We start from the raw sequence: 23,855 nt of genomic DNA, 5'->3' as shown, positions 1-23,855 counted from the left end.
TTGTCAATTACCATTCAAAATTACCACAATTCCACGATAGTAACAAAGATGTACCCTTAGCCCTGTGTATTGAGGAGTCTGTTATTTAGCTTTTATTCAACCACAATTGCTGAGTGTTTCGTGCGGGGTAATAGGCTTATTGTACTTCTTTTGACTTGGAGATTGGGGTTTTTTTGCCTTATTTTAGGGCGTTGAAAGTGATTTTGTAACCCATTGTTTTTCAGTGTGATATGATGGCGTTAATTGAGTTGCAACTAAGCAATCGGTTAGTTGCATCTCGGCAATTGTTTAGTTGCAACTCGCCGATTGCTTAGTTGCAACTCAACTTTTGGCTACTTACACTATGGGGTAATAGTCAATGGAAAAAGTGGTATAGGAGTGTCGTGGCGAGTGTTTTTTTGCAGGCGATAATAATTTTCCGATGTCAAGATTTGTTTTCTAAACATTTCGGGGGTGATGAATGTTATTGGTAATAGAGGAGGAGAAGATTTTCCTTCTTTAGAAAGTTGTTTTTTTATTCACCCCGTCACAAAACTTTTTCTGTAGGTGCGTGATGGATTAAGATTTACAAATAGATATGTTTACATTAGTAGGAAAGAAAGCACCTGATTTTAGTGCAACGGCTGTGAAGGGTAGTCAGTTTATTGAGAACTTCACCCTATCGCAATTTGAGGGAAAGAAGTATGTAGTCCTTTTCTTCTACCCTATGGACTTTACCTTTGTGTGTCCTACGGAGCTACACGCATTCCAGGCAAAGCTTGCGGAGTTTGAGAAGCGTGATGTGCAGCTGATTGGTTGCTCAGTGGATAGCCAATTCTCGCACTTTGCTTGGCTTTCTCAGGATCGTAAGGAGGGTGGTATCAAGGGGGTAGAGTATCCAATTGTTGCCGACTTCTCAAAGGTGATCTCTCAGAACTTCGGCGTTTTGGCTGGTGAGGAGGATTATGATGAGGAGGGGAACCTGATTTTTGAGGGTAATCCTGTAGCTTACCGTGGTCTATTCCTGATTGATAAGGAGGGTATTGTACGCCATATGCTGGTGAATGACCTGCCACTCGGACGTAATGTGGATGAGGTGCTTCGTATGGTAGATGCCCTGAAGCACTATGAGGAGTATGGTGAGGTGTGCCCTGCCAACTGGAATGATGGCCAGGAGGCGATCAAGGAGAGCCACGATAGCGTAGCTAACTATCTATCTCACCACTAATCGTTATTAATTTAGTAGGTAAAAGTATCGGGCAAGTCCTTTAGGAAGGGCTTGCCCGATATCTTTTTATAGTTTCTGCGTGCTATGCGTTTAGTGGCCTAGGAGCTTCTGCACATCCTCTTCGGTGCCATCGTTGGAGGCTGGTGTTAGCTGGAGTAGGTGGCAGAGGAGTGGGTAGATGGCTACGTTGGGGACTTGACTCACCTTTTTGCCTTTGGCAAATGAGGGACCTACACCAAAGAATATGGCTTGCATCTCGGGCACTGAATTATCAAACCCGTGACCGGCAGCAAGCTTGAGCTCTGGCTCTTCTCTGAAGAATATATAGCCACCGAATTCGGGCATTACGACGATGTCTCCGAGTCGCTCTCCTTCGCTAAAGTGGAAGCGTGCAGGTACATCGGCCCTTCGATAGGCGGTGATATTTGGAATCTTTTCAAGCACCGACATAGCCTCGTCAATATACTCTGGGTGCTTGGTGTAGAGGAGGGTGGGGGTGCCATCAACGATATAGCTAAAGCTATCTGCTGGAAGGTAGTCCCAAAGGTTGACGAGTTTTTCGGGCTCATAATCTTTCATCCCGTGGTCGGAGACTATAATAAAATCAACTTGTGAAGCGATGGGAAGCTTGGCTAGCTCACTCCTAAAGTAGCCTACCACACTATCCACCTTGGCAACCATCGCCTTGAGTTCGTCACTCCTGGTACCACAAGTGTGACCAGTGTGATCGGGCTCTTGGAGATACCAGGTGATAAGGCGAGGACGCTCTTCAATCGGCTTTTGTAACCACGCGATCACGGAGTCGGCACGAGCTGTAAAGGAGGTGTCGGCATCATACTTTTTCCAATAGCTAGGGTGCATATTTTGCACAGCTGTCTCAGAGCCTACCCAGAAGTAGGAGCCTGCTTTTATCCCTTGTTTCTCAGCGGTATTCCAGATGGGTTCACCCCCATAAAAGGCAGGATTGTATACTCGAGTGCTATCACCGAGACGGTAATAGTCGTTGAGTTCATTGACCCAAAAACGGTTGTTGACAATGCCGTGATTTTGGGGATAAAGTCCTGTGGCCATGCTATAGTGGTTGGGGAAGGTGTTGCTGGGGTAGGAGGGCTGTAGGGAGCCTGATACCCCTTCTGCTGCCATGGCGTCGAGAAACGGGGTGGGTATCTCGTCTAGGTACATATACCTAAAGCCGTCGAGCGAGAGGATCACTGCGTATCTCTCTTGTGTCTTTGCTTTTGAAGACTGTTGGTACAGCTTTATCCCTACAAAGATGGCGGAGAGAGTGAGGATTAGAAGTGCCCAAAATGTTGTTTTGCGTCGCGTCATATCTTTTATTAATCTAATAGGTGTCAATTAAATATGGGCAAAGTTACTAAAACCCTTTGAGGTAGATTGCTCATTTATACTTAACTTTGTAGGAGAACAATTAGATAATGGATCAACAAGTAATCATAGGCATCGACCCTGGTACGATCGTGATGGGCTACGGGGTGCTAAGAGTGTCGGGCAATAAGCCAGCACTAGAGGCGATGGGAATCCTTCGGCTTGACCGATATAAGTCGCACTACTCTCGTCTCCTGAAGATACAAGAGGCGGTAGAAGCACTGATCACGAGGTATGCTCCCTCGGCGATGGCATTAGAGGCCCCTTTTTATGGGGTTAATATACAGACAACCTTGAAGCTAGGACGTGCACAAGGAGCGGCGATGGTGGCTGCCCTTAAGGCGGGTATCCCAGTTACCGAATATGCGCCGAGTACAATAAAGCGTATGGTTACAGGCAAAGGAAATGCAAGCAAGGAGCAGGTGGCGGCTCTGCTGCAGTATATGCTAAAGATACCGGCGGAGGCGATGATGGAGAAAAATGATGCTACAGATGCGGTGGCGGTGGCATTGACCCATCATCTGCAACAACTGCGTCCGCATAAAAGCTCTGGAAGTAGCTCTTGGAGCGAATATATTAAGCGAAATCCGGATAAAGTGAAAAAATAAGTCCAATATTTTGGTCAAATAAATATTTTGTGTTACCTTTGCAATCGCAAACGAGAGGTAACGACCTCCCAAAGCAAATGACTTCGTAGCTCAGTTGGTAGAGCAATTGACTCTTAATCAATGGGTCGAGGGTTCGAGCCCCTCCGAGGTCACAGGCGTGGTGAAGTGCTAGCACTTCACCACGCTTTCTTTTCCTTGTATACCTCTAGTATTAATACTGTTGTGCGAAGGGTTAGATGTGGCTATTATGAATAATGGAGAGGCGTTTTGACTCCTCATTTTTACAACATTATATTAGTTAAACTACTGATAGATTGGCAAGACCTCTACCTCTGCCGAGGTTCGTATTAAATAAAATAGTCACAGGTCTAGGTCCATAGTGCCGAACCTTAACACAAGTTTGACCTCAGGATTAACCCTACCAAAACGAGCGTGTTAGGAGAGTTACCCTCCGTTATCTGACACTAAGTCACCTACTTATCTTAGAGCAGATTTTACTCTATTCTCATTTGGCTTGCCACTGTAGAAGAGGGGAGTAGGGGGTGTGAGTGGTAAAAAAAAGAGATGCCCACCGCAAGGTGTTGCAGGTGGGCATCTGAGAGTGTTATTTAGTTATCTGAGTTATTGGATTGGTTCGCCAAAGCGATTGGTAGGAGCGTAAGCTCAAAGGTGAGAGATGCTTCTTTTATTCAGTAAGCTGGAGACGGAGGACATAATGCTCTCCTATCTTGAGGAGCTGGTTGCTGAGTGCGAGTTCTTTTATCTCCGTGTCGTCGCTACCAGGTCGCTTGAGCTTGACGATTAGCTTAGTTTCGCCAGATAGTGTTTGTGGGATTAGGAAGAAGGGGGTAATGGTCAAGGGAGTATCTGCCGAGTTACCAGCAATATGTTCTACCTCACCAGACCAAGTATAAGTCTTAGGGTCAGAGAAGTCCACCCATTGTCGAAGCTTAATAGAGTAGGTTGCAGTGGAAGGGATCCCACGTAGCTCTACCGAGTAGATAGTCATATTGGGGGTCTCGTGATGAACGACAAAGCTGACCCCTGAGAGTAGGTGCTCGAAATGGAGTGGCAGGGGCTTGCCATAGTGGGCTGGCACTACCTTTTGGGCTGCTACAATATCTACCTCTCCACTATTATGGGTGAGGGTATAGCTCCATAGATTCCACTCTGGAGTGAGGGCTTCATACGGAGCAAAGGCGAAGAAGCTGAGCTGTCGACCTGACTCGCTCCCTAGCCACGGGTAGTTGGTACGCCAGCCTGATGCTCTGGTGACTTGGAGGTCTTGAAAGAGCGTGCCGAGGGGGCTCCCATCTTGAGTTTGTAGAAAAGCAGTCACCCGCATATCGTCGTGGAAGTTATTTTGATCTTTCACTACTCCGCTCCTCATCTCTAGCCAGTTGGTCTCAAAAGTAATCATCTGGCGCTCATCGGGACGATCGCCCCTAGCACAGCTGCCTAGGAGTGGCAAGAGTGCCACGAGAGACCAGCCTAAGTACCTCTTTATTCTCTCCACTTTTTTACTTGTGATTAAATGGGAGCTGGCAGTGCCAAGCCTTCAGATAATGGAGGCTGGCACAGCCCAATCCCTAGTTATTCTATGTGTTGTTATGCGTTGGGCATATTAATAGTATTCGCATCACTATCTTGCCAATCCTCTATCTGTACTGTGAACTTAATGTGTTGATTGGTGAGGATAGGGGTGCCTGGCTTTGGCATTGCTGGCTTCACTGGATCGCTAGAAATCTCCACTCCAGTCGCTGTGGTAAAGCCTGCTGGCTTATTGGCCTCTGGATCTTGGTAGCCTGCACCATCCTTGAAGTCAAGTGTGATCACATACTTTTTCCCTGCTTCAAGACCTCCTGCGATCTCCAAAGGAGTAGCTGCCCAAGCATACTTGCCATCGGTTGGGTAGATAGCTACGCCCTCTTTATTCGTAATGTTGAGGAGTACTGAGAGATAGACGCCATTATTATCGGTGCCACTCCCTTGGTGCGTTGTGGCATCCCACTTGGTCATCGTTTGTGGGATCAGCATAAAGTTACCATCCTTACCCATCAGAGAAACTGCGGTAGCAGATAATTCCTTAGCTTCTGTCATGGCATCGGCAAAGGTCTCTTTTTCGGTGCCAAGGGTATAGCCACTTAGTGTGGTTGAGCTCTTGGTATCTGCAGGATAGGCAAAGGTGGCTTTCTTCACGATGCGACCAATCTTCACTCCAGCCACCTTGATCTTGTAGTCTGAATTGGCATTACTATTCACCGCCTTTACCTCTATTTGTGAGAGCACGTGCTTGAAATTGAGTGGCACGCCAGTCGTTGCGTGATCGGCACCATTGCCTTTGGCACGAGCCACGATGACGTCCACCTGCTTTGCGACCTCCGTTGGGGTGGTCAATTCTAGCTTCGAGCCAGTCTGGGCGATGGTTGCTGTTGCGTACTCACCAAGGTTGGCATAAGCGATAAAATCGAGTTCAAAGCTTGGCCAAGGGATATCTCCTCCTTGGGGTGCCCAAAGGTCGCCAGTGGTCTCAGGCATCACGGCCTTTCCTTCAAAGTAAGCTGCTCCATTACCATAAGCCGATACGGTAAAACCTGTACCCTTGAGAGTAGCTATATCCATCTCCGCAGCACGGAGGCTATTTGCGATAAAGGGAGTAAACCCAATCTGCCCCTGCTCTCTTGCTGGCTCTGCAATGTCTGTTACTTTGCTACAGGAAGCCAAAGCCATCGCTGAGGCTATTGCCAGTGCTGCCCATGTCGTTACTTTTTTCATCTTTTCTTTCTCCTTATGTAGTTATTATTTTATTGCCTTTACATCTTGATATTCAGGTAGACTTTCCTCCAACTCTCCACAGTAATGCTTAGACCGCTGCGGGCCGATTCGTCTATTCGAGGTAGGGGCAATTCCTCGTCTAGCTTTATATCAACCAATGCCTTCCCCTTTTGCTTCTCCACTTGCTCGGTGACATCAAAGGTATAAGTGTAGCCCTTGCCATCAGCCATCACCACATAGAGGATGAGCTCTTGTTGCCCGCCCTTTGCTTTTGGGAGCAATCCATAGGTGATCATATTGCCTTCTACCTCCTGCCCCTTCCACTTCATAGCTATTGGGTGGTAGGCACTCCCTTCGTGCCACTTATCTAGGCCTATGAAGTAGCTTGGTGCCACGCCTCCAAAGCCTGCCGAGATACCCTGAACCGCCTGCAAGCCCTGTACATTGGTGAGCCGAATCTGCACCTCTCGATAGCATGGCTCCATCACTATCGTCACCACTTGCCGTGAGGTGGCATCGGCTTGTGGTACAATCTTTGTCTCCTTTACTCGTCCTGCATAGAAAGGCTCAGGCTGTAATCGGAAGTCCTTCCCCGCATCCCACGATGGTGCCCTCAGGGAGAGAAGGGCACCCGAAAGCGGGCTACAATTACGAGTGAAGCTCTCTATCGTCTCATAGTGATCTTCGCCTCTATGCTGTAGGATGCTAGAGGTGTTGTTGAAGCCGACCACTCTATAGCGTCCGTCGCGCACGGTAGCGATTCCTCCCGCCTTGTCTTTAAAGTCTCGTCGCACTGGTGCACTCCCATTATCCAGAGGATAGAAATAGGTGGTCATACCTGCCACATGTGGCTCGGGTACTTGTGACCAATCGAAACGGACTTCTACCTCAACCGCCTGGGAGTAGCAGAGCTCCTTGTGCTGGCATTGGACAAAGAGAAGTGGTAGTAAGAGCAACAAGATATATTTTAGTCCTTTTACCATAACCTATAGACGATTGAGAGTGAAATCTTAGTAGGGCCTACGAAGTCCAGCTGCTTCGTTGCCACCCACGGAAAGCAACCATTTGTCTGCTTTCCATACTGCTTGAAAGTACCATGCAGATAGCCTATGCCTATGGTCCCTTCTAGGGTCCACTGCTTGCTGAGACTCCAAGCATAGCCATACGCCACACCTAGACCAAAATGCGTGCGATCGCCGAGCACTCCTCTTCCTCCCATTTGAAAGTCGTAATCAAAGAGCTGCCCATAGAGCCCAACGTGATGTCCCTTGCCCCCTTGCTCCCTCTGCCCGAGCCAATACTTGACCTCGCTCTCCAAGCCTTTCAACCGCCAGAAGAAGTTGGCTTTGGGCTTTGACCACCACGCTCCATAGCCAGAGAGCTCCCAGCTCCAGTGCTCTCCTATAAATGCCTCTAAGCCCAAATTGGGTACCATTGCTATATCGGCCAAAGTATTGCTCCGCACAGATAGCCAGCTTCGTCGCACCTCAGAGGGAGCCCGTTGTGGCTCTACTCCCTGTGCCTGCTGTGCCATAAGTGGCTTTGCACACAGCAGTAGCATTGCCAGCCATAGGCAATGCACTACACTATGATGTCTCCTATTTTTCTTCATTCCTTTTTAAGGTTCCTTTATCTCAAACGCTGGGAATTCCCCTCTACCTACTTTTACATTTCCTTTGAGGGTGGGGCGTATCCACTTCTCAAAGTAAAGCCCTCCCTCCTTGAAGAAGCTTTCATATTGCCTTTCCCCACAGAGGTAGGCAAGCATCCATGAGGAGACTACAGGCATCACGATAGGATAATTCTCAGACTCTTTGCCCTCTTTATTTCGCCAATCATTGTGGTGTGTCCCCTTCATGGAAAAGAATACCCGTTTGTTTTGCGTAAGTGTCTGATAAAACTCATAGCCACCAATGGGCTCATTGACTTCATCTACTTCTCCAGAGATGATGAGTGTAGCATTGGGAGTAGCAGAAACGTCGCACCCTAGCTTATCCTTTCCTCCAGCCACCGCATCGGATATGAAGTTGGTGGTGCCGTGATAGGGCATCAAGCTCACTACGGTCTTGATCTTTCCCCGCAGTCCATTGGGCTTCTCCATGGCTGCCGAAAAGAGTACCCCCGTTCCACCCATTGAGTGTCCGAGTAGTCCAATTCTCTGGAAGTCGACCCTATTATGTATCTTGGAACCAGGGCGCCGATTCTCTCCCTCGAGTAGCGTGTAGGCAGCGATGATGCCGTCCAACCATTGAAAAGGCTGATTCTGATCCATGGCGGTATAAACCAGCACGAGCATGCCGTGCGAGGCGAGTAATTGTGCAGTGTCGTGCATCTGCTCTTTGTATGCTGCCCAACCATGTACCACTATGACTACGGGGAGCTTGCCCGTTTTGCCTATCGGTAGATAGATGTTGGGGACATCTTTCATATATTCTTCGTCAAAAGAGTAGACTGGATCGGCGACATCCTCTATTGCATACTTGCCATTGCTCCACCAATTCTCCTGTAGCTCCTGCCCATATAGAGGTCTGGAGCCTCCTATTATTAGGAGTGTAAAGAGGAGTAGGGTTGTTATTATATTGGATCTCATAGGTTTCGCTTACTTAGTTGGTTGTCTTTACATTACGGACGATTCGGAAGCCGATCAATTTATTGGTCCGATCAGGTAGGTGCTTTTTACGGTAATCCACTTTTAAGAATTCCTTCCTAGCGTGGAAGCTTCCGCCCTTCAGTACCTTATAGGTACCACTCGCTGGACCATTGTCACGCTCGTAGGTGCGCTCTCCGTACCAGTCTTCCACCCATTCCCATACATTGCCACTCATGTCGTAGATGCCCAGCTCATTAGGCTTCTTGCCTCCTACAGGTTTAGTGCCATATTCAGGATTGGTAAATGCTTGCCAAACCTTAGGATTGAGGTTGGCCTGAGCTCCCAGCATCGCATTATCTCTAAACCAAGCAAAGTTGCCAAAGCGAACAAGTCCAATATTGCTCTTTTGGGCTATATTTGTGTCGTTGGCTCCACTTGCTGCTGTGGCTATCCATATCCACTCTGCCTCGGTGGGGAGGCGGTAGCCATTGGCATTGGGGTCGCGTGTCACCTGCTCGGGGGTGTCACCCGTGATGGTGTAGACGGGGGTTAAGCCATCCTTTTTGCTCAGTTGATTGCAGAAATGTATGGCGTCCATCCAAGTGACCGATTCTACAGGTCTTTCACCAGCATTGGCACGAATGACTCCCTTAAAGTTATTGCCAGCAAAACGGGATCGGTCTGGGTCGGTGAAGTAGGAGGGGTTACTGCCCATCACCTGCTGATACTCTGCCTGAGTAATTGGGTGCTTTGCCACGTAGAGATTTTGTATCTTGATCCCCTCTGGCGTTGATCTCAGAGTGCTTCGTGCGGTGTTGACGCCTCCTTTGAAGGTAAAGTACTCTGGGCGAGTTCCACCAGTACCGGGGACATAGAAGAGTTCACTGCCGGTAGTATTAGAAAATACTCCTGAGGTGAGAATGGCATGCAGCTCTACATCACTATCAAAAATGGTCTCCATGGATACCACTTCCGAATCGATGGTCGGGTAGGCATCCTTGGTCCACCCTACAAAGCCCCAAGGATCTTGAGGGTTAAGGGTAGCACCATTCACTGGCTCTAATTCAGGTAGCTCTGGCAAGCAACCCTCTTCGGTCAGCTCTAATACCTTATTAATGTTCCATTGATCGCTCTTGAATTGGAAGTTTCGTGGCAAGACTAGCGTTGCATAGTACGACTCCAATTTGGCCGTGAGTACAAAGTCATTGGTTAGAGGGTAGGGGAATGTTATCGCCTGTCCCTTGCCGTCTTCCCATCTGATGAACTTCCGTCCAGGCATTTTCACCTCTGGAATATCGCTCTCCTTTAGTTCGGTAGCCTCCTTTGGGATGGAGAATTCCATCCGTAAGCTACCATACTGCATTGTGATAGGCTTTCGTTGATCAGCTTCCAGCTGAAGGTCAATGCCCTTCTCTTTCCAAGGCTCCAGTGATATCTCAAATCCAATCGCTCCACCAAGTATCGGCTTGCCTGGCTTCTCCATTCCGCCCCACGGCCGAGTGCTTACCTCTACGCCTGCAGGCAAGTCGGTAGGAACACCCTTGCCAAGCTGTGGCTCTTGATAGCCTGCTCCCTTACTAAAGTCTAGTGTCGCCATATAGTGCATCCCAGGCTTCAACCCTTCAGGCAGGGAGAGAGGTACCGCAGCATAGGCATACTTTCCCTCCTCGAGTGGATAGTATTGAGCCCCTGCAGGCGTGGTGATCCTAAGCAATAGTCCGAGATAGGTGCCTTCGTTGTCTGTCGCTCCCCCAGCTTGCTCTGCTCTATTCCACGCCGTAATCGGCTGCGGAATGAGCATAAAGTTGCCCTTGGCACTATTGCCAATCCACTGAGGAGTCTCCCCAAGTGTAATCACCTCGGGAGTAGCTAGTCCGAAGCTCTTAGGAGTGCTTAAATCTGTGTAGCTAGTGAGCTCCTCGCTGAGCTTTATCTCGGTAGGAAGAGTCAAAGTAGCTTGAGATCGTATGCGTGCGATCTTTACGCCAGCTACCTCGACCTTGTAGGCTTCATTGCTATTCTTCGCCTGCACAGAGAGCTGTGAGAGGAGATGCTTAAAGTAAAGCGGTACTCCATCTGTACCGTGCTCAGCTACTCGCCCCTTGGTACGTGCTACGAGGAGATCTACCTGCTTCTCCACCTGCTCAGGGGTGATTAGCTTAATGCTCTTGTTTGTAGCTTCTAGGTCGAGTGTGCCATAGTCGCCTAAGCCATTGTACCCAATAAAGTCCAGTTCATAGCTTGGCCATATATGGGTGCTCGTAGTATTCCAAATGCCAGTGCCAGCACTGGGATCTGCGGCAGTCACTCGATCCTCGAAATAGAGCTGTCCCTGTCCGTAAGATCGGATATTAAAGCCACTTTTTGCTAATGTAGAGAGGGTCTCGTCGGCTCCTTTCAATTGCTGATTGACAAAGGCATGAAACTGTATCTCACTACGAGCCTCAGGCTCATCTATTTCCCTCTGTCGCTGACACCCCACCCACGATAGCACCGATAGGAGTCCTACCACGAGATAAGTGCGAATGGCGATGATTCTGTACATTGACTTCTATTTATGTTGATATTTAAGCACCCCTCTCTCTCTAAGGGAGAGCATTATGTATATGAATGGTGAGCATAGTGGCAAATCGCTAGCTTACTATTGCAATAAAGGCAAGGATTAGGGGCACAACTTTACCAAATGCTCTACAAACTTACCAAATAACCACCGCATTTGCAAGCTTTTAACACATCGTGGGCAGGCTAACATATTAAAATAACCATTTCTCCCTCTCTGAAATTTCAAGCTGTGAGATATGGTGAAAAGCTGTCTAAAAAAGGTCACGGTACCCCCTTTTATAACCGATTAGAGTTCAGTGCTATATAAAGGCATCAGCCGAGATGCAACTAAGCAAATGCTTAGTTGCATCTCGGCAAATGCTTAGTTGCAACTCGCCGATTGCTTAGTTGCATCTCAACTTTTACCCTACTAGCATGGAGGTTTTTTTGAGGACTTAGAGAGGGGCGTTATCCCTGATTGACTGGGCGATCGTGAAAGCCATTTCCACAAGCCTATGACCTTAGTGGGTCGAACAAATCTATACCACCATAAACAGTAGAGTAGATCGCCTTCTCGTAATGTCCTCATAAAAAAAAGAGTCCCCAGCCACACTTCAATGGCTGGGGGCTCTTTTAACTTAATGCTGTAGCTGGAGGAGCTGGAAGTGGAGCTCTCGGTAGAGGGGGTGGGTGAGCTCTGTGGCGAGGAGGTAGGGGAGTGCCTTGCCCTCTAGTAGCATCCGACGGATTCGGGTGCTGGAGATATGAAAGGTAGGGACCTCTTTGAGGACTTCTACTTTTTCGTTTACCTTCCGAGGAGCCTCTTCTACGCTGTATTCTGGGCGTGGGTAGGCGATGATGGGGATCTCTTGGAGAAGCTCTTCTGCCTTGTGCCACTTGGGAAGGGTGAGGAGGCTATCGCCACCGATTAGGAGGGTAAAGGAGGTCTTTGGATACTTTCCCTTGAGATGCCGTATGGTATTGATGGTGTAGTAGGGCGGGGTGAGTTCTTCCTCTTCTTGTGACAAGCGTAGCTTGGGGTAATGCTGGATCAGGTGCTGAATCCACTCTGCCCTAAACGGAGTGGGGAGCTGTGTGCGATCTTCCTTAAAGGGGCTGGCGGGTGTTAGGAGTAGCCACACTTCATCGAAGCGATCGGAGTACTTCTCTACCAAATAATTGGCGAGTGAGAGGTGCCCGACGTGCATAGGATTGAATGAACCAGGGAAAAGTAGTACTCGCCTCTCCTCCTCAATAAACCGCTGAATGATCTCTGCTGCTTCGTGGCACGCTACGTCCAGCTGGTCATTGATGATTTTGCGATCAAAGAGTGGGGCATAGCTCAGTTCGGTCTCTGCCTTGGCTAGTCGCTCTGCTATCTTCTCGGGAGAGTCGGTGCCACGCGATTCCAATCGTTGCCGAAGGGTATCGATACTTGGAGGCTGTATGAATAGGGTGAGCGCTTGGTCACCGTAAGCTTTCTTGATATTGAGTGCCCCTTTGACGTCGATATCTAGCAGTGCGGTCTCACCTCGTGCGAGGGTATCATCTATCTCGCTTCTAAGCGTTCCGTAAAAGCAACCTTCGTAAACCTCCTCGTACTCGAGGAAGTCTCCTAGGTCGATGCGTTGCTTAAACTCCTCTGTGGAGAGGAAGTGGTAGTGAATACCATCTTGCTCCTCTCCACGAGGGGCTCTGGAGGTTGCTGATATGGAGAAGTGTCCACGGAGACCGTGCTTGCTGGTCAATTGGTCGATGATGGTACTCTTCCCTGAGCCACTAGGGGCGGAGAATATGATCAGTTTACCAGACATAGTGCTATATAATAGGTATAGTGTCGATTGTTAGAGTACATTGAGGACTTGTTCCTTGATCTGCTCTAATTCATCTTTCATCTTAACCACAATCTGTTGGAGTGTGGCGTGGTTGCTCTTGGAGCCTAGGGTATTGATCTCTCGGCCCATCTCTTGTGCGATAAAGCCGAGCTTGCGTCCCTGACCTACCTCCTCGTGATCGAGGGTCTCGATGAAGTACTTGATGTGGTTGCGAAGCCTATTTTTCTCCTCATTCACATCTAGTTTCTCAATGTAGTAGATCATCTCTTGCTCCAAGCGAGAGCGGTCGTACTCGATATCAACATACTTGCTTAGCCCCTCTTCTATCCTTTGCCGAATCTCGGTAATTCGCTCAGCTTCGTATGGATCTACACTATCAAGGAGCTGTGCGATGGTCTTGGCATTCTTCATGAAGCCATCGTAGAGCGACTTGCCCTCTTGTAGTCTAAATTCATTGAGCTTATCACATGCTTCCTCAACTGCCTGCATGGTGATATTCTCGAGGTCTTCAGTCTCTTTTTCGGAGGTGGAGCTCTCGGTATTCATCACCCCTGGCATATTGAGTACCATACGCATGGGGTCGGTAGGCAGTGGAATGGCGGTCTCCTCGCTAAACTCCTTAAGTAGTTGCCAGTACTTCTGACCCAACTCGCTATTGAGCTGTAGGCTGGGCTCCGTATGTAGCTGCTCAAGGCTAATGAAGATATCAATCTTGCCACGCTGTAGCTTTTGGATAACTCTCTTGCGTGCTGCTAGCTCTATATGGCGTATCTCCTGAGGAAAGCGGAGACTGATATCGGCCTGCTTGCTATTGATAGATCTAATCTCTACGACGATCTTCTGATTGGAGGTGGAGGCTTCGGCCTTTCCGAAGCCTGTCATGGAATGTATCATAGCTTATCTATCTATTAAAGGTTGCGGCCGTGACAATTCTTGAACTTCTTTCCACTTCCACAAGGGCATGGATCGTTGCGACCAATCTTTTGCTCCGCAATATATGGCTGCTGCTTTTGAGGTTGTTGGCTTGCGGCTTGACCCGCCTCATAGCGTGCTTGCTGTGCTGCCTCGTAGTCGTCCTTTTGCTCTTGATAGCGTCTGCGACTATTGGCTAGTGGGTCTTCACGCTGCTCACGCACTTCTACTCTACGCTGCTCATCCTCTTGCTGCGGAGCGATATTGACGTGACCACGCATGATGATCTCAGAGGCTTTTTGATTCATCTCTATCACCATAGAGCGGAATAATTCGTAAGCCTCTACCTTGAAGATAACTAGTGGGTCTTTATTTTCGTAAGAAACGTTGCGAACCGCATTCTGTAGCTCGTCCATGGCGAGTAGGTGACGCTCCCATGCCTCATCAATGGTGTAGAGAAGAATGGTCTTTTGGAATGCTTTGGCAACACTCTTGCCCTCGGTCTCTACCGCCTCCTTGAGGTTGGTAACTACGTTGTACCCCAGTCGGCCGTCGGTCACTGGTATTGCAATGCGCTCTACATTATCACCGTGCTGATCGTAGAAGGCTTTGAGTACAGGATAGGTCACTTCGGCCATACGTTCCGAGCGACGCTTGAGGTTGGCAATCACCTCCTCCATGATGGCATCTACCAACTGGTCTGGATTACTACGCCTGTACTGCTCCTCGGTGATAGGTAGCTCGGTGGAGAAGGCCTTGAAGACACTTTGCTTAAACTCTTCAAAAGGTATATCTGGAGCACCATCAGTAAGGCTTTCTGCCGTCTGGGTAAGGGTGTTGAGTACGTCTAAGCCAATACGCTCGCCCATCAGAGCGTGATTACGACGGGTGTAGATGACCTTACGCTGTGCATTCTTTACGTCGTCGTAGTCAAGCAGATGCTTACGGACTCCGTAGTTATTCTCCTCTACTTTCTTCTGTGCGTTCTCTACCTGCTTGGATAGTTGCTTGCTCTCTAGCATATCGTCATCCTTAAGTCCCATAGTAGAAAGGATCCTAGCCATTCTATCAGAACCAAATAGACGCATCAACTTATCCTCAAAGGAGATGAAGAAAACTGACGAACCAGGGTCGCCCTGACGACCAGCACGACCACGTAGCTGTCTATCTACACGACGACTCTCGTGGCGCTCGGTGCCGATAATGGCGAGACCACCAGCCTCTTTCACCTCAGGGGAGAGCTTGATATCGGTACCACGACCCGCCATGTTGGTGGCGATGGTGACGGTACTCTTCTTACCCGCCTCTGCCACAATCTCTGCCTCCTTTTGGTGGAGCTTGGCATTGAGGACTTGGTGAGGAATCTTACGGAGTGTGAGCATCTTGCTGAGCAACTCGGAGGTCTCGACGGAGGTAGTACCAACAAGGACTGGACGTCCCTCGCTGATTAGTCGCTCAATCTCATCGATAATAGCGGCATACTTTGCTCGAGCGGTCTTGTAGATACGGTCGTTCTCATCGATACGAGCAATAGGTCTATTGGTTGGGATCACCACCACATCTAGTTTGTAGATATCCCAAAACTCCTTTGCCTCAGTCTCGGCGGTACCTGTCATACCTGCCAGCTTGTGGTACATACGGAAGTAGTTTTGAAGTGTGATGGTTGCCTTGGTCTGAGAGGCTGCCTCCACCTTTACATGCTCCTTTGCCTCAATAGCTTGGTGGAGCCCATCGGAGTAGCGGCGACCATCCATGATACGGCCTGTCTGCTCATCCACAATCATCACCTTATTATCCATCACCACATATTGGTCGTCACGCTCAAAGAGGGTGTAGGCCTTCAGTAGCTGCTGCACGGTGTGTACACGCTCACTCTTGATAGAGTAATCGGTGAGGAGCTGGTCTTTCTTCTCACTCTTTTCAGCCTCTGTGAGGGATTCATTCTCTAGGGCCGACAATTGAGAAGCAATATCTGGTAGGACAAAGAAGGTTGGGTCTTCGTTTTTACCCGAAAGAAGATCAATACCCTTATCGGTAAGCTCTATCTGATTATTCTTCTCATCAATCACGAAGTAAAGGTCATCGGTGACGATGTGCATTTGGCGGTTGTTGTCGGCCATATAGATCGCCTCGGTATCTAGCATACCTGCCTTGATGCCCTCCTCGCTGAGGTACTTGATGAGGGCTTTGTTTTTGGGTAGTCCCTTAAAGCTACGATAGAGCTTGAGGAATCCCTCTTCACGCTCCTTCTTATCTTCGCTGGCAATTTGCTTGCGTGCCTCGGTGAGCAGACGGCTGGCAAGGGTTTTCTGTGCATTGACTACCAACTCCACATCGCCTCTGAACTCCTCAAACATCTGATCGCCCTTGCTCTCTACTGGACCAGAGATGATAAGTGGGGTACGAGCATCGTCAATAAGCACTGAGTCGACCTCGTCGACAATGGCGTAATTGTGCTTCCGCTGCACGAGATCGGCAGGGGTGCGAGCCATATTATCACGAAGGTAGTCGAAGCCAAATTCATTGTTGGTACCGAAGGTGATATCACAATTGTAGGCACGAAGGCGCTCAGGTGAATTGGGCTGATACTTATCGATACAATCTACGCTGATGCCATGGAACATATAGATAGGTCCCATCCACTCGGCGTCACGCTTGGAGAGGTAGTCGTTGACGGTCACCACGTGAACTCCGTTGCCAGTAAGGGCATTGAGGAATACAGGAAGAGTGGCCACTAAGGTCTTTCCCTCTCCAGTTGCCATCTCGGCAATCTTACCTTGGTGCAACACCACACCTCCTATGAGCTGCACATCGTAGTGAACCATATCCCACTTGGTGAGGTTACCTCCTGCCATCCACTCATTCTTGTAGATCGCCTTATCGCCTTCTATGTGTACGAAGTCATGATTGACGGAGAGGTCGCGGTCAAACTGTGTCGCGGTGACCGTCATCTCCTCGTTGTCGGCAAAACGCTGTGCCGTACTCTTGACAATGGCAAAGACCTCGGGGAGTACCTCATTGAGCTTCCCTTCCATCTTGTCGAGGATCGTCTCCTCGAGCTTATCAATCTGCTCCCATGCAGCTTCACGCTCCGAGAGGTCCAGCTCATCAATCCCTTTTTTAAGCTCTTGGATCTGCTGACGCTCTGGCTTCACCTCATCTTGGATGCTTTGGCGAATTTGTGCCGTACGCTCACGAAGTTGATCGTGAGATAGCACTTTCACCTGCTCGTACTGCTCCTTAATTTTATCTACTATCGGAGTAATCTCTTTGAGGTCTCGCTGTGATTTGTTGCCAAATATCTTGGTAATAAAGTCTAAAAATCCCATATATATCGTTGTTGTCTATTATCTTTAATTCTGTCGGTTATCGCTATCTCAATATAGAGCGTGGCGTGGGTGGCCTGATTCGGAGAATCCACGCAATCTTGGTAGAGACTTCTCTGAGATCGAGCGGGGTATCTATCTTTTCAGCCTCAACGCTGGGGTACATAATTACAGTGGTGGTAGGGGTCGCCGTCATTCGGTACTTCGCGACTCCTCTTTCGGTAGATAGGTCTTGGGCTGTCCAACTGGGAAGCAGACCGAAGACCACATCTGGTCGATTGGCATTGGTGGCACTATTGAGTGCCGTGAGCCAAGTAGCATTGTCGCTATTGGCAATCGCTTGATCTCGCAACCGATGCTCCTCAATGGCATATGAGATGCCACTAAACTCTAGCAGAAAGTCACTAACGGCACTTTGGATCTCCTTGAGGTGAAGCTTTGGATTGCTTTTGATGATTTCTCTATTGAGATAGACCGCCCCAGTAGGGGTGATCTCCTCCACTAGTCCTTGCACCCCATACTCAGCATGCAGGTACATATTGACTAGTGCTAGGCAACGATCGGGCTTGAATAGCCTGCGATCGTCTATAACAGTAGGAGGATAGTCTCTCGACATGCCATTCCCTGTCAGGATAACAAGGGTGGACTTGGCATCAACTAATTGTAGCAACGAAGCAATCGTCCGATCCAGTCGGAAGTAGCTCTCAATAGTCTCTCTTGAGAGACCTTGAGCTGCTTTATTAGCATTGCCTACCGTGAGGTGTAGCGAAAGAAGGTCGGGCGTCTCGTCTTTGCCTAGCTGAGTGCTTTCAAAGAGTTTGCGGGCAAGGGAAACCACTTCGTCATTGACGAGTGGGCTATCCTTAAAGTCCGCAATGTCGCTTGTCGTCTTGCGGAAACTATGGTTAAAGGAACTGGTAGTGGGAATACGGGATTGGGTCGATAGAGGTTGCCACGTTATCCCACTGCTAAGCCGTGATGGCAGAGATGAAGTGCCAGAGTTGGTTTTATCAATATACCAAGGGAACTCCCTTGAGTAGTAGGTGCTACTAGCCCATCTTGCAGAGTACCCATCAATCCAGTACGCAGCATCTCCATAGATACCAGCCCCGATAATTGCCTCCTCTGCCTGAGGAGCAATGCTATAGACAAGCGATTTAGAGCTATAGGCGCTTTTGAGATTATCCCCGAGAGTAGGTGAGGTGAGGGCCAAGGGCGAATAGTTGCCAGAAGTGGCATACCCTAGGTAGTTCTTGTCTTGAAAGATGGAGTTAGTTGGGACTCTCCTCCCACTTCGCTCCTTCAGGGTTGGCTGTCGCTCAGAAATGCCAGAAGCCGAAGCAAGTGCTCCAGTGTGGATGATAGCCTCAGAGGCGGTCGCATCAGCACTCAGTAGAGGGGATTGAACTTCGCTGTAGACTCTTCCTTTGGCGAGCAAACGATTAACCCCATCGTGGGGCATCTCCTTAGAGAGCTCCTCCAGTAGGTCGCTTCGGAGCTCCTCCACGGTGATGAGTAGCACCAATCGGGGGGTCTGTGCTTGAAGCACACCCACCTGACAAAGGGTAAAGAGCGAGACTAGCCCTGTAAGTAACTTATTCATCTGTACGTGCCTCATTTCTGTAGGCTCTCCATCTATCTATCTGATTCCACGCCACTACCAATGCCAGTACTGGAAGGTCTATTGGTAGCCTTTGGAAGGTACTTGATAGGAGGTAGAGAGCTATGGCTACAAAGTTACAAAAATAGAGCCACTTATTGGAACTATGACAGTTTTTCCTGCCATGGGTGAATACCAACCATAGCCAAAAGGGATGCAGGAATAGCATATTGGCATTGGGCCAAGTATGTGGGTGCTCAGAAAAGAGGGCTAAAAACCAAACGGTCACTCCACCAATAGCCAGAAGTGCATATAACACCTTCTCACTGACGACGCGTGCTTTATCCCATTTGCCCCACTTGAGTAGGTAGAGGTAGAGCCCAATTAAAAGAAAGACAATGAGCGGGAAATGGCACTTCTCCACTGGGTTATTGATGACCCGCGTCTGTGGCACCCAAGTAGTCTTTTTGGTCACCAAAAGTTCGCCAGTGTCAACACGCCGTGCGGTGTCCATCTCTTGGGCCAATAACTCTGGTAAAAAGCCGGCATCTCTAATACTCATCTGGCGGTCGCTTTTCCAGCCAAGGCAGATATCGGCTCCTAGAGTATACCAAACGGCAGTGTGGCTTTTCCCCCTAATCGCCTCTCTAAATGTAGGAAGCTGATCTAAGGGGAAGTCGTACCTTAGTCCACCTACCGCCTCTTCAATCATATCCCTAGGGCGGGTGGCACAATTATCAAAGTAGAAATTGTACTGATAGTCTCTATTCTCCGGCAGTGCATTCCAATTGAGCTTGTCCGAAAGTAATGTTGCTTCCTCATCTGTGAGGGCAAGCTCTTGCTCTACTACCTCTCTTCCTTGTGCCGAGTACTCCCAAAGAAAGTCTTGGAATGTGGTCACCCCTAGTGAGTACATCGGCTTACCAATCATAAAGTTGATAAGGAAGTTTTTCTGCTCTAGCGAGAAGTAGCCATAATTATATACCAAGTCGGTATCTCCGTACTGTACGCGTAGGGCAGTGTGCCCATAAAGATAAAACACATACTCGTCGGTAGGTCCGCAAGTGAGCAGACTGATCCGAGGCGCTTCTGCATGGGCATTAGACAAGCCCAGGAGTAGAGTGATGAGTAGTAGGTATTTCTTTATCATAAGGTTATCCAATTGGGAATGTCTTTTGTGGTTAATGAGCTATTGCGGAGAGCCAAGTGCCGTGGATAAAGGTTATTAGCTCTATTCCCCACCTGCTTGATAAAGCCAAGTGGTATACCTTGATAGGTGAGGAGATTGATGCCACGCTCACTCTCAATATTGAGTACCTCCCGCTTTAGAAATTGAAGCACCTCCACATCGGTCGCTTCATATCTTGGAAAGGGGGCTTTAGTTGCCAATGGTGCACTGCTCGCCCAGCCGTGTGCTGGGAGAAAGTCTTTGCCCTTTTGCGTACCAAGTGGCACGCCTGCCGTGAGTACTTGTACCCCTTTGAGCAATGATAATACCTCTTGCCCAGCTTTACTCAGATAATACCACGTACCGCGGTGCTCATATAGATTTTCTCTCTCAAATAGCGAGGCAAGCAATGGAGGAGTAGTAGAGGTTGTTTGAGGTTTACCTGCTTTTGGGGTGGTATCCCCTCCGCACTTCTCTACGGCAAAAATAGTTAGCCCTTCCCCCTCGACACGATGTGGCATCAGGCTATAAACGCCCTCCTCTCGCTCCCAAATACCCCATTCCGTTGGAAGGTCAATGCGTAGCAACTTGAGTGGATATTTGCTTTGGAGGTAGTGGAGTTGCTCCTCATTTTCTTCCCTGTTGTAGGTGCAGGTGCTATATATCAGGTGGCCTCCCTCTTCCAGCATCATCCACGCCTCGTCTAGGATCTCTCGTTGCCTAAGCGTGCATAGCGAGATATTGGCTTCTGACCAATTCTCAAGAGCTGCTGGCTCCTTTCTAAACATTCCTTCACCCGAGCAAGGAGCATCCACCAGTATCAGGTCGGCCGTTAGCCCCGTAGCTCTCAGCTTTTGTGGAGAAGCCGAGGTAACGATGGTCTCCTCCAGGCCATAGCGGGTAAGGTTTTCAAGAAGTATCTGAGCACGCTTGGCCTCTATCTCATTCGAAAAGAGTAGCGTGTCGGTAGGGAGGTAGCTCCTTAGCAGACTGCTTTTGCCCCCAGGTGCAGCACACAAGTCAATAGCCCGTGATGGGGCAAGGCGAAGTTGCTGGATGAACTGAGCCAAAACCATCGACGAAGCTTCCTGTACATAGTACGCTCCGGCATGCCAAAGTGGATCAGCTCCAAAAAGGACGGCAGCATCAACATACCGGCCCAACGAACACCAAGGCACAGTACGCAAGCTACTCCGAAAGCTCTTAGCAGGGTGGAGCCGGATAGAGGATGCCAATGGAGTAGTTAGTGCTTGGCTCAATTGGGAAAGTACCTCCGCACCAAACTGTTTGGCAAAACGCTTTTCAAAGCCCTCCGGTAGCGTAAGCATAGAGAGTTGGCTTAGATCTTGTAAGCAAATCCTATGCTGAGTAGCTCATTGTACTGCAGAAGGTTTTTGAAGTTCTTTACATCACCGGCTGGTAGTATCACGCTATCATCAAAGCGCGTATTGAGGGTCATCCTTAGGCTAAAGAACTGATTGAATGAGTAGCTAAGGGTGTTGTCAAACTCCATTTCCACGTGCTTGTAGGAAGTGTTATAGAATAGTCGTGACGTCCAGTTAAGCGACGACGAAAAGTCCCAATTGAGGTCCAATCGTACTGATGAGCCGTAGCGGAAACGATACTTCTGATCGGGCTGGAGACCGATACGCCCCTTGTCAATATCATCGCTGTAAGTGTATACAAAGTCCATACCGACTGGAGCGATGTTGGCACTAAATCTAAACCTTGCAAAAGGGTTCCCTCTAAACTTCTTTAGGTCTAGGTCGTACTTCATACCGAGACCACCATCGATGCTGATTGGTGCAAATGGACGTGTGATCACAGTCCCGTTTGCATCAACGTTTTTGAGAGCCTGGCTTCGAAGCTGAGCCGATACCGTATAGTACCAGTGGTCAAAGGCTTTAACACCAAGGTTGGTGTAGGCTCGGAATATATCCTCCCCTATTTTGAGCTGAAGTTTCTCATCCGTACCAATATCATTGGTGAAGAGACCAATGCGGTATTCAAGCTCATTGACCCACTTCACGATATTCTTTTCGTAGGTGGCTTTGTAGTAAAGCCTAGCATTGACATTGAGGCTATTGTGTCCACCCTTATGCCAGTTTTTTGAGACTTGGTTTTGGGCAAATTGAGCACTTCCTTCAAAGTTATGCCACCAATACTTCCGTGCCACCTTTTCAGTGATGATATTATTATTCTCTACATTGATTTGAGGGGCTTCATTGTAGGCGAGCTGACCTTGGTAACCATCCGATTGAATCTCCGTTGCCTTTATTGCTTCAGGAAGGTCATTGATAGACAACTGTATCAGCCTTGGGTTTCTAAGCATCGCTTGCTCCTTCAGCATCTGAGCTTTATGCCAGTTTTGCGAGAGCTTGTAGAAGCGACTATTCTCTGCCTGCTGGCTAAAGTTATCTTTAATGATATTATCCCAGATACCCCCCTTGCCCATAGATACGTCAAGTGGCTTTGGCCAATTGATCGATAGCGAGCTAAAGGAGTGTGCGTCCATCACTCGTGGGGCATTCAGAAAAGCCATCAGACGTTGCTGATCACGAGAAATTGTCTGCTTCTCAGGAGCAAATGGGCGACCAATAATCCTCTTTGCTTCAGAACTAAGTTGACCCCCCAGGGTATCATTGAGTAGAATATTGGTGAGAAAGTCGGGAGTGGTTGCAAAGTCCTGCGCCGAGAGCTGAGATGCACCCAATACTCCCACTCCTATAAATGTTGCGGCTCTAAAGAGCTTCCTTAGAATCTTCATATATAATATCTGCTTGTACTGATTGATAATGTAACTATCACAAAGATACCAAGCTCTACTCAGTTGGCAAAATTTTAGATTCGACCACCCAGTAGAAGAGATAGGGAACGAGGTGCCACCTTAGCCCATATCTTATATGCTACCACGAGGATCGCCACTGTAGCTTGAGGGAAAGTGATATAAGTCACTACATTAAGTAAGTCATCAAGGGGTGCAGGAAAGTGGGTGAGGATTCTTTCCTGAAATCCTCTCGCAAAGTTAATGATGTAAATTTGATGTGTAGAGTATATGAAAAATGAGTAGATGCCCATCTTTTTACACCAAGCAAAGGGTGGCTTTGTAGTGTCGGTTCCTTGTAAGCCAAATAGGAGTACCACTATAAGTGCTATTTCAAATAACTTTAATGAGGGGGTATGCCAAGCACTCGCGACAGGCTTTATTATGTAGACGCTAGCAGCCACCATAGTGACTAGTATTGAAATGAAACCTAATGGGCGACTAATAGTTAGCTCTTTATAACCTTTAATACCGAAAAAAGCACCTAAAGAATAATAAAAGAGTAGTCGGGTTGATAACCCTGTAAATAATTCTATAGGGCTGAAGTATAATAGTAGCGATGCTACGAGCCATACCCATGAGGTATGCTTTATGAGCCAATGCCACAATGGGGCAAGCAACGACAGCACGATCAAGTCGCGAATAAAGTAAAAAGGGAAGTATAGCGGTCCAGCCCAAAGAATATAGTAGAGGTTTTGCCAAGTTTCTGATAGAAGTTGCGTAAAGGTCGTGTCGTATTTTATCAGATTATAGATAATTCCAGCAATCCAAGTAATAGCAATCCATCCGAGGTAGGGGATAGCTAATGTGTAAACCCTTTTTCGGCTTTGCTTAATATACTGTGCACGACTAAAGTTATTCCCTATTTTAATGAAATAAAGATAGCCCGATATCGCTACAAAGATTGGTACAGCCACTGAGCCAACTAAAAAGCTAAATAGAGTATAGAGAGTAGTTGTAATGGGCCTGTCCACTGCTGTTAATGCCCATAAATCTACACGCTGGAAAGGAGCATAGTGTATGTAAACCACTAGCACAGCTAGTGGAAAGCGGAGGACTTTTATGGCGTCAGTTATTTTCATT

At 48.3% G+C, this 23,855-nt stretch carries 17 protein-coding genes and 1 tRNA gene; 3 read left to right on the top strand and 15 right to left on the bottom strand.

Annotated elements, in window-relative coordinates; genetic code table 11:
• Positions 1–577: 577 nt before the first annotated feature.
• Positions 578–1,207: a peroxiredoxin gene (locus MWL85_RS07320; RefSeq protein WP_018027700.1), complete on the top strand. Its 630-nt coding sequence runs from the start codon at positions 578–580 to the stop codon at positions 1,205–1,207.
• Positions 1,208–1,297: 90 nt separating this feature from the next.
• On the opposite strand, the gene MWL85_RS07315 is transcribed toward MWL85_RS07320, so the two are convergent.
• On the bottom strand, positions 1,298–2,536 hold the full coding sequence (locus MWL85_RS07315; protein ID WP_244400233.1) for an alkaline phosphatase family protein: 1,239 nt from the start codon (positions 2,534–2,536) through the stop codon (positions 1,298–1,300).
• A gap of 107 nt (positions 2,537–2,643) precedes the next feature.
• On the opposite strand from MWL85_RS07315, the gene ruvC reads away from it, so the two are divergent.
• Entirely contained in the window at positions 2,644–3,201 is a 558-nt protein-coding gene (ruvC, locus tag MWL85_RS07310; protein ID WP_070707852.1) for a crossover junction endodeoxyribonuclease RuvC, read from the top strand.
• A gap of 79 nt (positions 3,202–3,280) precedes the next feature.
• Positions 3,281–3,353: transfer RNA gene (locus MWL85_RS07305), tRNA-Lys, on the top strand.
• 533 nt (positions 3,354–3,886) lie between these two features.
• Here MWL85_RS07305 and MWL85_RS07300 read toward each other — a convergent pair.
• The 14 genes from MWL85_RS07300 to MWL85_RS07230 form a co-directional block, all read right to left on the bottom strand.
• Complete coding sequence (locus tag MWL85_RS07300; RefSeq protein ID WP_244400232.1) at positions 3,887–4,717, bottom strand: fimbrillin family protein; 831 nt, start codon at positions 4,715–4,717, stop codon at positions 3,887–3,889.
• Between the two features lie 92 nt (positions 4,718–4,809).
• Positions 4,810–5,976, bottom strand: coding sequence for a fimbrillin family protein (locus MWL85_RS07295; RefSeq protein WP_244400231.1), 1,167 nt, complete (start codon positions 5,974–5,976; stop codon positions 4,810–4,812).
• A 38-nt stretch (positions 5,977–6,014) separates the two neighbouring features.
• On the bottom strand, positions 6,015–6,959 hold the full coding sequence (locus tag MWL85_RS07290) for a DUF5119 domain-containing protein (protein WP_244400230.1): 945 nt from the start codon (positions 6,957–6,959) through the stop codon (positions 6,015–6,017).
• A complete protein-coding gene (locus MWL85_RS07285) occupies positions 6,953–7,588 on the bottom strand; it encodes a DUF3575 domain-containing protein (RefSeq protein ID WP_244400229.1) in 636 nt (211 codons plus the stop codon). Before MWL85_RS07285 ends, MWL85_RS07290 begins: the two co-directional genes overlap by 7 nt.
• A 6-nt stretch (positions 7,589–7,594) precedes the next feature.
• The gene (locus tag MWL85_RS07280; RefSeq protein ID WP_244400228.1) at positions 7,595–8,566 is read right to left on the bottom strand and encodes an alpha/beta hydrolase; all 972 of its coding nucleotides are present in this window, start codon (positions 8,564–8,566) and stop codon (positions 7,595–7,597) included.
• 13 nt (positions 8,567–8,579) lie between these two features.
• The gene (locus tag MWL85_RS07275; protein WP_244400227.1) at positions 8,580–11,111 is read right to left on the bottom strand and encodes an SUMF1/EgtB/PvdO family nonheme iron enzyme; all 2,532 of its coding nucleotides are present in this window, start codon (positions 11,109–11,111) and stop codon (positions 8,580–8,582) included.
• Between the two features lie 634 nt (positions 11,112–11,745).
• Positions 11,746–12,921, bottom strand: coding sequence for a guanylate kinase (gene gmk, locus MWL85_RS11595; protein WP_317221517.1), 1,176 nt, complete (start codon positions 12,919–12,921; stop codon positions 11,746–11,748).
• Between the two features lie 30 nt (positions 12,922–12,951).
• The gene (locus MWL85_RS07260; protein ID WP_244400226.1) at positions 12,952–13,836 is read right to left on the bottom strand and encodes a YicC/YloC family endoribonuclease; all 885 of its coding nucleotides are present in this window, start codon (positions 13,834–13,836) and stop codon (positions 12,952–12,954) included.
• A 14-nt stretch (positions 13,837–13,850) separates the two neighbouring features.
• Entirely contained in the window at positions 13,851–17,183 is a 3,333-nt protein-coding gene (gene secA / locus MWL85_RS07255) for a preprotein translocase subunit SecA (protein WP_244400225.1), read from the bottom strand.
• Between the two features lie 43 nt (positions 17,184–17,226).
• Complete coding sequence (locus tag MWL85_RS07250) at positions 17,227–18,783, bottom strand: alkaline phosphatase family protein (protein ID WP_244400224.1); 1,557 nt, start codon at positions 18,781–18,783, stop codon at positions 17,227–17,229.
• Positions 18,776–19,930: a lipoprotein N-acyltransferase Lnb domain-containing protein gene (locus tag MWL85_RS07245; RefSeq protein WP_244400223.1), complete on the bottom strand. Its 1,155-nt coding sequence runs from the start codon at positions 19,928–19,930 to the stop codon at positions 18,776–18,778. The genes MWL85_RS07250 and MWL85_RS07245 overlap by 8 nt, the downstream gene beginning before the upstream one ends.
• Entirely contained in the window at positions 19,927–21,276 is a 1,350-nt protein-coding gene (locus MWL85_RS07240; protein ID WP_244400222.1) for a methyltransferase RsmF C-terminal domain-like protein, read from the bottom strand. The genes MWL85_RS07245 and MWL85_RS07240 overlap by 4 nt, the downstream gene beginning before the upstream one ends.
• An 11-nt stretch (positions 21,277–21,287) precedes the next feature.
• Positions 21,288–22,715, bottom strand: coding sequence for a DUF3078 domain-containing protein (locus MWL85_RS07235; RefSeq protein ID WP_244400221.1), 1,428 nt, complete (start codon positions 22,713–22,715; stop codon positions 21,288–21,290).
• 74 nt (positions 22,716–22,789) lie between these two features.
• Positions 22,790–23,854, bottom strand: coding sequence for an acyltransferase family protein (locus MWL85_RS07230; RefSeq protein WP_244400220.1), 1,065 nt, complete (start codon positions 23,852–23,854; stop codon positions 22,790–22,792).
• Position 23,855: the final 1 nt, after the last annotated feature.

It is taken from the genome of Porphyromonas somerae (genome assembly GCF_022845615.1).
Lineage (GTDB): Bacteria > Bacteroidota > Bacteroidia > Bacteroidales > Porphyromonadaceae > Porphyromonas_A > Porphyromonas_A somerae.
This window is presented reverse-complemented; position numbering and strand designations above follow the sequence as displayed.